Below are 14,269 nucleotides of genomic sequence, written 5' to 3'. Positions count from 1 at the left end.
ATTGAAAGTTATCACTTTGAATAATTAAATTTGCCCGACTAGTGCCAAATTGTCCTGAATTAGAGTTTGGATTCAATTTTGAGCATGTGAAAAGAGATAAAATAAAATTATGTTAAAATTTTTAAGTAAATTATTTGGTAGCAAGTCAGAACGTGATATCAAATCTATACAGCCGATAGTTGAAAAAATTAAAGGAGAATATAGTAAGCTAACCAATTTGTCACATGACGAGCTTCGTGCTAAAACTGTTGAATTCAAAAGCCGTATCCAGGAGTACTTAAAGGAAATAGATGCCGAAATCACTGAGCTGAAAACTAAAGCTGATGATCACGCTGTAGATATTTCGGAAAAAACAGAGGTTTACGAAAAAATAGATAAGCTTAAAAAAGATCGTGATAAAAAACTAGAGGAAATTTTAGCTGAAATATTACCTGAAGCGTTTGCTGTGGTAAAAGAGACTGCTCGTCGATTTACTGAGAATCCTCTATTGGATGTTACGGCAACAGATTTCGATAGAGAAATTGCGGCACGCAAGCCTAATGTTACTATCGTAGGAGACAAAGCGCAATGGGCTAATAAATGGTTGGCCGCCGGTAATGAAGTGACTTGGAATATGGTTCACTATGATGTCCAACTGATTGGTGGTATTGTATTGCATCAAGGTAAAATATCAGAAATGATGACCGGTGAGGGTAAAACTTTAGTTGGAACTTTGCCTACTTATTTGAATGCTTTATCTGGTCAGGGTGTACACATCGTTACAGTAAATGATTACTTAGCTAAACGTGACTCTGAATGGAACGCTCCATTATTTGAATTCCATGGATTATCTGTAGATTGTATTGATAAGCACCAGCCAAACTCACCTCAGCGTCGTAAGGCCTACAAATCTGATATCGTATACGGAACTAACAATGAATTTGGTTTCGATTACCTGCGTGATAATATGACGCAAACTCCTGATGCAATGGTTCAACACAAATTGCATTTTGCTATGATTGATGAGGTGGATTCTGTATTAATTGATGATGCGCGTACACCATTAATTATTTCTGGTCCGATCCCAATGGGAGATCAGCATGAATTCTATCAATTAAAACCGCGTATCGAGCGTTTGGTAAACGCACAGAAAGCATATATAAACACAGTTTTCAATGAAGCTAAAAAAGCTATAGCAGCTGGTGATACAGATCCTGAAAAGGGAGGTTTAGCTTTATTCCGTTCATACAGAGGATTACCAAAAAATAAGGCGTTGATTAAATTTTTAAGTGAAAATAATCACCGTCAAATCTTGCAAAAGGTTGAAAATTTCTACATGCAGGAACAAAATCGTCATATGCCAAAAGCAGATAAAGAACTTTTCTTTGTAATTGACGAAAAGAACAACCAAGTTGAATTAACTGAAAAAGGTATAGAATTAATCACGGCACAAGGCGAAGATGCTAGTTTCTTTATATTACCTGATGTAGGTAGCGAAATCGCGGATATTGAAAATTCCGATGCTCCATTAGAAGAAAAAGCTGCCCGTAAAGATGAATTATTACGTGATTATTCAGTAAAAGCAGAACGTATTCACTCGATCAATCAATTGTTGAAAGCATACACGCTTTTTGAAATTGATGATCAATACATCGTTGATGAAGGCAAAGTTAAGATTGTAGATGAGCAGACAGGTCGTATCATGGACGGTCGTCGTTATTCAGATGGTCTTCACCAAGCTATCGAAGCCAAAGAAAATGTAAAGGTAGAAGACGCTACACAGACGTATGCAACCGTTACTTTACAAAATTACTTCCGTATGTATCACAAATTAGCTGGTATGACGGGTACCGCTTCAACTGAGGCTGGTGAGCTTTGGGAAATTTACAAGCTTGATGTCGTGGATATTCCTACGAATAGAGGTATCTCACGTACGGATAAGCAAGATTTTATTTACCGTACAGCACGTGAGAAATACAATGCTGTAGCGCAAGAAATCCAAACATTGACTGAAGCAGGTCGTCCAGTTTTAGTGGGTACTACTTCGGTTGAGATCTCAGAATTATTGAGTCGTATGTTGAAATTACGTGGTATCAAACACAACGTGTTGAACGCGAAATTGCACCAACGTGAGGCTGAAATTGTTGCAGAAGCGGGTCATCCGGGTCAAGTAACTATCGCGACAAATATGGCAGGTCGTGGTACGGATATTAAGTTGACAGAAGAAGTTATTAAAGCGGGTGGTTTGGCTATTATTGGTACAGAACGTCATGAATCTCGTCGTGTTGACCGCCAGTTACGTGGTCGTGCAGGTCGCCAAGGTGATCCTGGATCGTCACAATTCTTTGTGTCTCTTGAAGATCCATTAATGCGTTTATTCGCCTCAGAGCGAATTTCAAACATCATGGTGAAAATGGGGGTTGAGGATGGAGAAGTAATGCAACACAGTATGCTTACAAAATCTATTGAGCGCGCACAACGTAAAGTAGAAGAAAATAACTTTGGTATTCGTAAACGTCTATTGGAATACGATGACGTAATGAATTCGCAACGTAATGTAATCTATTCTAAACGTAAAAATGCTTTGTTTGGTGAACGTCTGGATGTAGATTTGAATAATACAATTTATGATGTCGTTGAAGACTTAGTAATAAGCTCTAAGGAGGGTGGTTCATTTGATGAATTCCAAATAGAGGTAATTCGTATCTTTGCATTAGATCCTTCAATCACCGTAGAAGAATTTACATCTAGTAATGTAGAAAATCTGACAGATAAGTTATTCTCTCAAGTAATATCACATTATCAGAATAAGGCTAAAACAGTAGCTACGCAGACACTTCCGGTACTGAAAAATGTATTGGCTGAGCGTGGTGATATGGTTGAGAATATTGTTGTTCCTTTTACAGATGGTATTCGTGGTATTCAAGTCTCTACGAATTTGAGAAAAGCTGTTGAATCAGAAGGAGAAGATGTATTCAGATCATTTGAAAAGGGCATAGTTCTTGCTTTAATTGATGACGCATGGAAAGAGCATTTGCGTGAAATGGATGATTTGAAGCAATCCGTGCAAAATGCTGTTTACGAGCAAAAGGATCCAATCATCATCTATAAAATGGAAGCATTTAATTTATTTAAAGTAATGCTTGCTTCTATGAATAAAGATATAGTAAGCTTCTTATTCAAAGGTGAGATACCAGGTCAGCAACAGCCTCAAAATATTGAGGAAGCGAAACCCATCCCTGCTCAACCAGCTAATTTAAAAGCTACAAAAGAAGATTTAGATTCGCCAACAGGTGTATCTGAAGAAGACATAGCGATTACACAACCAATCCGTAAAGAACAAACTGTTGGTCGTAATGACGAGTGTCCTTGCGGTTCAGGATTGAAATACAAAAATTGTCACGGTAAATAAATCGTACAATTCTATAATAAAGGAGTTATATAAGAGATGTTGTATAGTAAAGGATTGATTTTATTTAGTGCTATTTGCTTGATCTGTATTCAAGCTAAGGGGCAAGAGGGTAATGTAGAGGTCAAACAAGATTCACTTATTACATTGTTGCAAAACTTTAGAGCAGCAAATGAGATCAATCCAACAACAGCTCGTCTTATCAGTTTAGGTACCAAAACCGTTGATAAGACTAGAGCTTCACGTGTTAAACGTAAAGGCTTTAGAGTTCAAGTCTATTCGGGTTCAAATCGTAGTGAGGCTTATTCTATGCAGGCTAGATTTAAAAATCAATACTCGGATATGGATACTTATATTACCTATTCGTCACCCAACTATAGGGTAAAGGTTGGTGATTTTAGAAGTAGAAGTCAAGCGAACGAATTTATGAACACTATCCGTTCTCAATATAAAAGTGTTTTCGTATTCCAGGAAGACATTTGGGTTTGGGAATAAATCAACTATAACATGGCCAATATTAAGAGTGACATTCAACAGTTGGCAAAGAAATATTTTTCTGAGACGGTAGAAATCCGTCGCCATCTCCACCGCAATCCAGAGCTTTCTTTTGAAGAATATAATACCTCGGCTTATGTCAAAACGACATTGGAGAAATTAGGTATACCTTATCAATCTATGGCTAATACCGGTGTGGTAGGTCTTATTACAGGAGATTTGGAATCTGGAAGAGTAATTGCATTGCGTGCTGATATGGATGCTTTGCCAATCACGGAGGTTGAAGGAAGAGAATATGGCTCTCAAAACATCGGAGTAATGCACGCTTGTGGTCATGATGTGCATACCTCCTCATTATTAGGAGTTGCAAAGATTTTGAATGAATTGAAGCCTCATTTTGGGGGGCAGGTAAAATTAATATTTCAACCTGGTGAAGAAAAATTGCCAGGTGGTGCATCTATAATGATTAAAGAAGGGGTGTTGAACAACCCTAGTCCTGAGGCTGTATTTGGTCAGCATGTGATGCCATTTATAGAAGTAGGCAAAGTTGGGTTTCGTTCGGGTCAATACATGGCATCATGCGACGAGTTATTTATGACTATTCGTGGCAAGGGTGGCCATGGCGCTCAGCCTCACCAAAACATCGACCCAATAGCTATTACTGCACAGGTTATTTCTGCGCTTCAACAAGTAGTTAGTCGTTTTGCGGATCCACGCATACCTACTGTACTTTCTTGGGGTAAGATTATAGGTAACGGAGCTACGAATATCATTCCTGATGAAGTTTATTTGGAAGGCACTTTCCGTACATTCAATGAGGAATGGCGTGCACAAGCACATGAGAAGATCGTAAAAATTGCTACGGGTATTGCTGAGAGCATGGATGCGATCTGTGATATCGAGGTCCGTAAAGGATACCCATATTTGGTAAATGAGCCAGCGACAACAGCATTAGCTCGAGAAGCTGCTATTGATTATTTAGGAGAGGAAAATGTGGTAGAGTTAGATTTGTGGCCTGCTGCCGAGGATTTTTCTTATTATTCTCAAGCTGCTAATGCTTGTTTTTATCGTTTGGGTACAGGAAATAGTGCAAAGGGAATTCACTCTGCTGTTCATACGCCTACATTTGACATTGATGAAGATGCGTTAGAATTAAGTATTGGATTGATGACATATATAGCTTACAGCAAATTAACCAAGTAGTCTCTTATGTCTTCTCATCATATTGTTCGTGAAAATCAGGAGCCAGCACTTGTCGTAGAAGACTTTCAAGCACTTTCTGAAGAATATCTAGGACAAATTCTAGAATGGTCGCCAACTATTATTACCAATGAAGAAAATTTCGATTATTTTCTAGCCCAAGACATCAAATTGGATGTTTTGTATTCAAATCGTATAGTAGATAATCAGGAGGAAACAAAACAATTAATTCCAAAATCTAATTTTGTTGAAGATTCTCTTCAGTATTTGATTGATTCTAATTATAAGGCTGTTAATGTTTTGGCGAAGGAACGTTCGACTATTTATCTTGACTTTGCAAAGCGTATAAATGTTGTTGTTTTTTCTGAGGGAATTCGATACGTTACGGTGCAATCTAGTTATGAAAAATGGAAAATTAAGGGGCAAAGTATGTTTATCGACACGAGTATCCTGAAGTCATTTAATGGTTTGCAATTTATTGAAGGAAATATCTTTGAAGTAGAACAAGACGGGTTCGTTACATTAGAAATGAATTCGAATAATTTTGTTTTTGTTGGAGAGGAAATTTAGATGTTAAATATTCATAGAGCAAGGTTAGAGGATGCATCAATCATCCACAGATTGGCGCATCAAATTTATTTTCCTACATATAAAGGAATTTTGACTCCAAATCAAATGGAATTTATGTTGGAAAAGAGCTACAGTATAGAAGCTCTACAGCAAAGTATGCAAAATGATCAGGACTTTTACATTGCATATTATCACCATAAACCTATCGGTTTCATTGGATTAAAGATTAAGGATAGTCAGATTCTAAGAATTGAAAAATTATATCTTTTACCAGAGACGCAAGGAAGGGGAGTCGGTAATGGCTTAATAAACTTTGCTATATCTCAAGCAAAGGAAATGAATAGATCAATACTTGAGTTAAATGTCAATAGAGGAAATAAAGCTTATTATTTTTATCTAAAAATGAATTTTAAAGTTGTCCAAGAGATCGATATACCTTATTATGGCTATGTATTGGATGATTACGTAATGCAATTATGTCTATAATTTTGTTACAAAAATTTTGATTTCATAAAAAATGTTTCTACATTTAATTCTATAACCAAATTATAATCAGCTGCTCAAAACTTTATTGTATTTTTTTTGCCGTTTGAAAAACATAGGATTTTTACACTCAATTCAATAAGTGTCACATTAACAATTAATTAATAGACATTACTATATTGTGAGTAATTTTTTTTGCTTTTAAATAAGTGTCAAAATAACACTAATTGTTTCTTATAAGGAATTAAACTCTTTATAAATAAACGGTTGTATTTAGTGGCACTACGTATGTTGAAAAATATTTGAAAACCAATTTACCTACTATAAACGAGAATAAATTATGAGGATCACCTAAATGAAATATGTGGTTTAAGGACGACCAGGTCTCCTTCCCATTCCTTTCAAAATGAAATTTATTACCAATAAAAACTAGAACCAATGAATGGATTACGACTTATATTTATCACAATCATTTTAAGTGCCATTTCTTCTCTTGAAAGTATTGCCCAAGATGTAAAAGTCCGAGGTGTCGTACGAGATACTACAGGTGGAATTCCTAGTGTATCTATAAAAGTAAGGGGGGCAAAAGTACTCACTGTATCATCCGATGCTTACGGAAGATTTGAGTTTACGACCAATAAACAAGCTGAAGTTGATTTTCAATCTGTAGGATTCAAATCAGCGACTGTTAATTTAACCAATCAACCAATAAAATCTAATAATGAAATATTACTTGATATTTTTCTAGACAAGCTTGAATCAGAAATTGAAGAAGTTACTGTAACAGGATTTGGTGGTACACAGAAGAAGGCTAGTCTAGTGAGTGCTATCACTACGGTGAACGTTAAGGAATTAAAAACTGCTTCATCAAATCTTACCAATGCATTGGCAGGTCGTGTCGCGGGTATGATTGCCTTCCAAAGTAGCGGTGAACCAGGATTGGGAACGGATAATTCAACATTTTATATTCGAGGTCTTTCAACATTTGGTACAGGAAAACAAGATCCATTAATTCTAATTGACGGAATTGAATCCTCTCCTACTGATATGGCGCGACTTCAACCAGATGATATTTCTGATTTTTCTGTTTTGAAAGATGCGGCGGCAGCCTCTGTTTATGGAGCACGTGGTGCCAATGGTGTTATTCTCATCAATACCAAAATGGGTATGGATGGTGCTCCAAAATTTAATTTTAGAGCAGAAAACAGACTTTCTTCAAATACTAAAAATTTAAAATTTGCAGATAATATTACCTATATGCGTATGGCAAATGAAGCGGCTCTGACGAGAACGCCCAACGGAATAGAGCCATATTCACAAAATAAAATTTTTAGTACAATGGATGGAGAAGATCCCTATTTATTTCCAAGTAATGATTGGGTATCTATGTTAATAAAGGATTATACCAACAATCAGGGATATAATTTAAACATTTCTGGAGGTACACCACGGGGAAGGTATTATATCGCTGGTACGTTCAATCGTGATAATGGCGTATTGAATGTCGAGCCGATCAATGATTTTAATAGTAATATCAAATTGAATAATTACTCTTTACGTGTCAATGTAGATTTTAATGTTACTAAGACAACAACGGCAATCGTAAGGATGTATGGACAGTTTGATGATTATACCGGTCCGATAGGTGGAGGAGCGCGTACTTTTGATAATGCGATGAATGCAAACCCTGTCTTTTTTCCAGCAATTTATCCAGCATCAAAACTACCGTTCTTAGAACATCCATTATTCGGATCTACGCAGACCAGAAACTCGGACTTATCTACTAGTTCTAACATGTATATGAATCCATATGCAGAGATGGTAAAGGGTTATCAAACGTATAAAACTTCAAATTTGCAGCCTCAAATTGAAGTAAAGCAAGACTTAAATGCAATAACAGAAGGTCTTTCAGCGCGTGCGATGGGTTATTTAAGAAGATATGCACATTCAAGTACCAGCAGAAATTATACGCCTTTTTATTACGAAGCTATAGTAAATTCTCAGGATGGATCATATAATTTAAAGGCATTAAATGATGGGTCAACTAACGCTTTGCAACCTACAGGAACAGAATACTTAGGTTACGGTACAGCACCTAGTGATGTCGATTCTAGGGTTTGGTTAGAAGGAACTATAAATTACAACAGAACTTTCGCTGAAAAGCATGCTGTAAGTGCTATGCTTGTGTCTTATATTTCAAGTTATGAATCTGTATCTGGAAATAGTTCATTAATTGAAACACTTCCTAGTCGCAATGCTGGGGTATCAGGACGTTTTACATACGGGTTCAAAGATCGCTATTTAGCGGAGTTTAATTTTGGTTATAATGGATCTGAGCGATTTGATTCCAATCACCGTTGGGGGATATTCCCTTCATTTGGTATAGGATATAGACTTTCTGAAGAACCATTTTTCGAACCGCTTAAACCTATATTAAGTAACTTCAAATTAAGAGGAACCTATGGTTTAGTAGGTAATGATGCGATTGGGAGTACAGGAGATAGATTCTTTTATTTATCGAATGTCAATTTAAATAACAGTTCGTACGGGACAGTATTTGGACGAGATGATGGTGCTCCACGCTATTCCAGACCAGGATTATCAATTTCAAGATATGCGAATCCAAATATTACCTGGGAATTATCAAAACAATTGAATCTAGGAGCTGATATCAGTATTGCCAATAAATTGGATCTTATTGTGGATGTATTTCAACAAAAACGATCTAATATATTGCAGCCCGTTTCAGGTATTGATAATGCTTCAGGGTTGATGGCAAATCCATGGTCTAACTATGGACGAGTTAATTCAAAAGGGGTAGATCTATCATTAAATTATAGAAAGAACTTTTCACAGAATTTCTGGATGGATGCACGTGGAACATTTACCTATGCTACTACAGAAATCGTAAAAGTAGATGAGTTGCCATACACGGATAATTTATCGCACCTAGCGCGTAAGGGATATTCAATCAACCAAGCTTGGGGGTACATTGCTGAACGTTTATTTATCGATGATGATGAAGTAGCGAATTCTCCTACACAATTCGGAGATATTGGATTATTGGCAGGAGATATAAAATATCGCGACATCACACGTGATGGATTGATAGATGACGATGATAGAGTTCCAATCGGCTATCCGACAGAACCAGAAGTATTATATGGATTTGGATCAAGTTTTGGTTATAAAAACTTTGATTTCGGCTTTTTCTTTCAAGGAGCAGCTCAATATTCTTTCTTTATAAATTCAGCTCAAATTCAACCATTTTTTAATTTCACTAAAACTGCAACAGGAAACTTAGGAAATCAAACAGGTTTACTTCAAGTTATATCAGATGATTATTGGTCGGAAAGCAATCAGGATACCTATGCTATGTGGCCGAGACTGAGTACTTGGAGAGTAGGGCCAAATAATCAAACATCTACATGGTGGATGCGCAATGGTGGCTTCTTAAGATTGAAGAGCATTGATATAGGATACAACATAAAATCACTTGAAAAATTACATATCAAAAATGCTCGTGTGTATTTATCGGGGGCTAATCTGTTTTTGATTAGCGATTTCAAACTTTGGGATGTTGAAATGAGAGGCAATGGATTAGGGTATCCATTACAAGCTGTTTACAACGTAGGTATTCAAATTAATTTATAACCTTAATTACTTGAAAATTATGAAAATAAGAGAAATAAAGGGAAATGCTAAAGTAGGAATCTCAGCGATATGTGTTTCATTTTCAATGTTATTTAATTCGTGTTCTAAATTTTTGGATATCGTACCTGACAACGTGTCTGTCATTGATCACGCTTTCAAATTGAGAACTGAAGCTGAGAAATACCTTTTCACCTGTTATTCCTACTTACCAGAAAATGGAGATGGTTGGTTTAATGTAGGTATGATGTCTGGTGATGAAATCTGGTTACCACAAAATGATCAGGTACATTGGCATCCTGCTTTCAGAATAGCGCAAGGAATGCAAAATAGAGCTAAACCATACTTTAATGAGTGGGGAGGCGATTTGAAAGGTGGTGACGGTCGATATAATTATTTGCGTATATGGCAAGCGATAAGACACTGTAACATCTTTCTAGAGACTGTCAAAAAGGAAAATGTGGTACCAGATCTAAATGATTTTGAACGTCAACGATGGATCGGTGAGGTCGAATTCTTAAAAGCTTATTATCATTTCTACATGATGCGTATGTATGGACCAATTCCAATTATAGACGTCAATGCTTCTGAAGCATCTGAACCAGAAGATTTGTATTACAAAAGAATGCCTGTAGATGATGTGGTAAATTTTATTTCAACATTATTAGATCAAGCAGCTGAAAAATTGCCTGAAAGTATCACCGATGAGAACACAGAGTTAGGACGAGTAACTAAGCCAATAGCTTTAGCTATAAAAGCTCGTGTTTTGTTGTTGGCAGCATCACCATTATTCAATGGTAACTCCGACTATGCAGATTTTAAAGATAAAGATGGTGTAAGTTTAGTCAATACATCTTTTGATCCTTTAAAATGGGAAAAGGCGAGAGATGCGGCAAAAGCAGCTATAGAAATAGCCGAATTATATAATGTAAAATTGTATAAATACACTAATGATAGATATAATCTGAGTACTCAAACTAAAACACAGTTGAATATTCGCAATGCTGTAACAGAACGTTGGGGAGAAGAGGTTGTTTGGGGATTATCGAATAGTTACTTTGTCAATGAAGCATTGTGTATGCCGCCGTTGGCGCGAGGTGGAAATGTCGATAGATTCCAATTGCAAGGTGTATGGGGCGCTCCAATTAAAATTGCAAAGCAGTTTTATACAAAGAACGGTGTTCCTATAGAGGAAGATAAAACGTTGGATTTTACAAATTACATGAGCACGAGGACTGCAGTTTCATCCGAGCGTTTTTATATCGAGCCAGGATATGTAACAGCGCGATTGAATTATGATCGTGAGCCACGGTTTTACGCGAGTTTAGGATTTGATGGAGGTCGTTGGTATATGAAGGATGGGGCTAGCTCTGGTTCGGATGAAAATGGAATGTATGTTCAGGCCAAAAATGCAGAACGTTCGGGTGTAGGGCACTTTACGAATTGGAATGAAACGGGCTATTTTATCAAAAAGCTTGTACATTGGGAGTCTACAACAAACACAACAAATGCACCAACATGGAAAGCATATCCATGGCCTGAGATTCGTTTAGCAGAGCTTTACCTTAGTTATGCTGAGGCACTCAATGAAGTAAATGGAGGATCAGCAGAGGCTATTAGTTATATAGATAAAGTTCGTGAAAGAGCCGGTCTTAATGGTGTTGTTTCATCGTGGACGAATTTTTCCAAAAGCCCTACTAAATATCAATCTAAAGATGGATTACGTGAAATTATTCAAAGGGAAAGATCAATTGAGCTAGCTTTTGAAGGTCAGCGTTTTTGGGATTTGAGACGTTGGAAATTGTCGTCTGAATATTTAAACCAAGATATTACTGGGTTTACAATTTCAGGCAAAACGGTAGCTACATACAATGTAGAAAGGAATATCTTCAACCAAACGTTTATAGCGCCCAGAGATTATTTATGGCCAATCGGTAATTATGAAATACGTAGAAACCCATTGTTAGTTGAAAATCCAGGATGGTAATTACTTAAAATTATAAGTGTATGAAATCGAATAAAATATTAATATATATATGCCTGCTATGCTCCATGTGTATACTGGCTTGTAATAGCCCTATTGAATATCGGGAACCTGTAGGAAATGAATCCGATAAACCCAGTGTTGTCTCCAATATTAGAGTAATTAACAAAGAGGGTAAGGCTCAAATCATTTATGACTTGCCAACTTCTTCTAATCTTATGTATGTAAAGGCTGTATATACCATCAATACAGGAAAAGAGATTGAAGTGAAATCATCTATATACAAAGATACCATAGAGGTTTTGGGTTTTGCAGATACAAAGGAACATGAAGTAAAATTGTATGCTGTAAGTAGAAATGAAGTATTATCGGATCCTGTTGTTGTAAAAGTGCAACCGCTGGAAGCACCGTTTTTGAAAGTTTTCAAATCATTGGAACTCAATAATGCTTTTGGCGGCTATAATTTGACAGCAAAAAATCCATCGCGAGACAATATTTCTATTATAGTCATGAAAAAGAATGTTTTTAATGAGTTTGAGAGAGATAATCAAAAATCCATTTATACCAAAACAGATAGTATTGTTTCCAAAATTCGAGGATTGGATACTTTGGAACAAGAATTTGCTATTTATGTAAAGGATAATTGGGGTAATAATTCAGATACGATTTACACGAAGGTGAAACCCATATTTGAACAACAGATGGACCCTACAAAATTCAGAGGTTTTGTACTTCCTGGCGATGCACCTCAAGTAACCAATGGAGCAAGATTGGAGTATGCTTGGGATGGACTATTGGGCTGGCCAAACGTAAGTTTTACACACCAAATTAATGGAGGAAACAACCCACATATGATTACATTTGATATGGGTGTGACTGCAAAAATCAGTCGTTTTTGGATTCGACCTTTCCCAGAAGGCACTAGATTTTATTTTCTTACCACGATGAAAAGGTTTGAAATATACGGATCTAATAGTCCAAATTTATCTGGTGCACTAGACAATTCATGGACTTTGTTAGGAAGCTATGAGGCCGTAAAGCCATCAGGTTTACCTTATGGAACGGATAATGCGGAAGACCAAGCAACAGCTGGAGCGGGTTTCAATTGGGAGGTAGATCTAGCATCTCCAAGAGTAAGGTATATTCGAGTACGATGCTTGGAGAATTTTGCGGGAGGTACTGCTCAAAGTATCAATGAAATCAAAGTGTATGGTTCTACCTTGTAAAAATAATTTTATGATAAAGTTGATTAGAACACATATGTTGGTAAGATTAGCTGTATTGGCTATCTCCATCTCAGCCTTTATATCCTGTGCCAAATGGGATGAATTTAAGGAGTATAATAAGGGGGGCGAAATTGTATATGTAGGGAAACTTGATTCTGTGATCGTGTTATCTGGAAAGGAAAGAGTAAAAATAGTTGCTCAAGTAAAGCCAGACCCTAAAATTAGAAAGGCATTGATTCGATGGAACGATGGCAAGGACTCACTTATTGTTGATATTGCAAATAATACGCTTTTTCAGCAATATATTCCTATGCCAGAAGGTATTGTTAGTCTTCAATTGCTTACAATGGATGATAAAGAGAATCGTTCGGTTGCGGTCCCTGCTATTGGTAGAGCCTATGGATCAAGATATAGTGCTGGGCTTTCAAATCGACTAACTTCTAATGCTATTATAGAGCCTACAAAAGCAACTTTAGATTGGTTAGAAATGGATTTATCTGCAGGTCCAATAGCTACTGAAGTGCGTTATGCAGCAGCGAACGGAACAATGAAAACTATTGTGGTGAATATTAAAGATACTAGAACGGTAATTTCAGATTTAGCATCTTCCGCAAAGACGGTTACTTATAGAACGCTTTTCTTACCACAAAAAACAAGTATAGATACTTTTTATACGCCATTTGTTGAGCTGGGTCTAGCTAAGGATGTGACAAGTGAATACTTGCATAATTATGGGAACCCTATAGCTACGTCTTCTGTATCTGGAAGGTGGGGAATACCTTCAGTGTGGGTTACAAATGCTGCCGTGCGAAATTTCAGAAGCGGCTCAAATTATTATGGAGGTGTAGATCATTGGTTTGGTGGGCCTTTCTTGGCGATGGAAGCAGGTTGGTCTGGGGACAATTTGGCAACAATTACTAATGGTAAAATTTTTCAAACAGTAACTCTTCCTCCTGGACATTATACATTTGAGATGGATATTCCAGATTGTACCGCGGGAGGCGACTTCTATACAGTTGCTGCTAACGGCACAGATATTCCTAATACAGAATACGTTTCTTCTTCATTGGGGTTCTTAAAGACAAATAGTTCGGGAACACATGCTATGAAATTTACTCTTTTAGAACAGAAGCAAGTATCATTAGGTTTTGTAGGTAATTTGGCTAATAAGGGATCGGGTGACGGTACCTTTTGGCGGATAAACGCAGTAAGGTTAAAACAAATAGTAATTGTTCAATAGTAGTGTTGTTTGTGATTAAAAAGCAGGCCAAG

General features: G+C 36.7%; 9 protein-coding genes. All 9 read left to right on the top strand.

The window, feature by feature from the left end; genetic code table 11:
* Positions 1–109 precede the first annotated feature (109 nt).
* The 9 genes from secA to IPZ78_RS09395 all read left to right on the top strand — a co-directional run bounded on the left by secA (position 110) and on the right by IPZ78_RS09395 (position 14,237).
* Positions 110–3,391: a preprotein translocase subunit SecA gene (gene secA, locus IPZ78_RS09435; RefSeq protein ID WP_225553025.1), complete on the top strand. Its 3,282-nt coding sequence runs from the start codon at positions 110–112 to the stop codon at positions 3,389–3,391.
* A 36-nt stretch (positions 3,392–3,427) separates the two neighbouring features.
* Entirely contained in the window at positions 3,428–3,883 is a 456-nt protein-coding gene (locus IPZ78_RS09430; RefSeq protein WP_225553023.1) for an SPOR domain-containing protein, read from the top strand.
* Between the two features lie 12 nt (positions 3,884–3,895).
* Complete coding sequence (locus tag IPZ78_RS09425; protein ID WP_225553021.1) at positions 3,896–5,086, top strand: M20 metallopeptidase family protein; 1,191 nt, start codon at positions 3,896–3,898, stop codon at positions 5,084–5,086.
* Positions 5,087–5,092: 6 nt separating this feature from the next.
* The gene (locus tag IPZ78_RS09420) at positions 5,093–5,653 is read left to right on the top strand and encodes a hypothetical protein (RefSeq protein ID WP_225553019.1); all 561 of its coding nucleotides are present in this window, start codon (positions 5,093–5,095) and stop codon (positions 5,651–5,653) included.
* The gene (locus tag IPZ78_RS09415; protein WP_225553017.1) at positions 5,654–6,139 is read left to right on the top strand and encodes a GNAT family N-acetyltransferase; all 486 of its coding nucleotides are present in this window, start codon (positions 5,654–5,656) and stop codon (positions 6,137–6,139) included.
* 435 nt (positions 6,140–6,574) lie between these two features.
* A complete protein-coding gene (locus IPZ78_RS09410) occupies positions 6,575–9,790 on the top strand; it encodes a SusC/RagA family TonB-linked outer membrane protein (protein WP_225553016.1) in 3,216 nt (1,071 codons plus the stop codon).
* A 19-nt stretch (positions 9,791–9,809) separates the two neighbouring features.
* A complete protein-coding gene (locus tag IPZ78_RS09405; protein WP_225553014.1) occupies positions 9,810–11,774 on the top strand; it encodes a RagB/SusD family nutrient uptake outer membrane protein in 1,965 nt (654 codons plus the stop codon).
* 20 nt (positions 11,775–11,794) lie between these two features.
* Entirely contained in the window at positions 11,795–12,997 is a 1,203-nt protein-coding gene (locus IPZ78_RS09400; RefSeq protein WP_225553012.1) for a DUF4959 domain-containing protein, read from the top strand.
* 10 nt (positions 12,998–13,007) lie between these two features.
* Positions 13,008–14,237, top strand: coding sequence for a DUF4998 domain-containing protein (locus IPZ78_RS09395; RefSeq protein ID WP_225553010.1), 1,230 nt, complete (start codon positions 13,008–13,010; stop codon positions 14,235–14,237).
* Positions 14,238–14,269: the final 32 nt, after the last annotated feature.

Source organism: Sphingobacterium bovistauri (genome assembly GCF_020295405.1).
Taxonomy (GTDB): Bacteria; Bacteroidota; Bacteroidia; order Sphingobacteriales; family Sphingobacteriaceae; genus Sphingobacterium; species Sphingobacterium bovistauri.
This window is presented reverse-complemented; position numbering and strand designations above follow the sequence as displayed.

Coding starts and splice junctions, on each gene's coding strand:
- IPZ78_RS09415 (WP_225553017.1), top strand. CDS start 5,654: ATGTTAAATATTCATAGAGCAAGGTTAGAGGATGCATCAATCATCCAC.
- IPZ78_RS09425 (WP_225553021.1), top strand. CDS start 3,896: ATGGCCAATATTAAGAGTGACATTCAACAGTTGGCAAAGAAATATTTT.
- IPZ78_RS09405 (WP_225553014.1), top strand. CDS start 9,810: ATGAAAATAAGAGAAATAAAGGGAAATGCTAAAGTAGGAATCTCAGCG.
- secA (WP_225553025.1), top strand. CDS start 110: ATGTTAAAATTTTTAAGTAAATTATTTGGTAGCAAGTCAGAACGTGAT.
- IPZ78_RS09410 (WP_225553016.1), top strand. CDS start 6,575: ATGAATGGATTACGACTTATATTTATCACAATCATTTTAAGTGCCATT.
- IPZ78_RS09420 (WP_225553019.1), top strand. CDS start 5,093: ATGTCTTCTCATCATATTGTTCGTGAAAATCAGGAGCCAGCACTTGTC.
- IPZ78_RS09395 (WP_225553010.1), top strand. CDS start 13,008: ATGATAAAGTTGATTAGAACACATATGTTGGTAAGATTAGCTGTATTG.
- IPZ78_RS09430 (WP_225553023.1), top strand. CDS start 3,428: ATGTTGTATAGTAAAGGATTGATTTTATTTAGTGCTATTTGCTTGATC.
- IPZ78_RS09400 (WP_225553012.1), top strand. CDS start 11,795: ATGAAATCGAATAAAATATTAATATATATATGCCTGCTATGCTCCATG.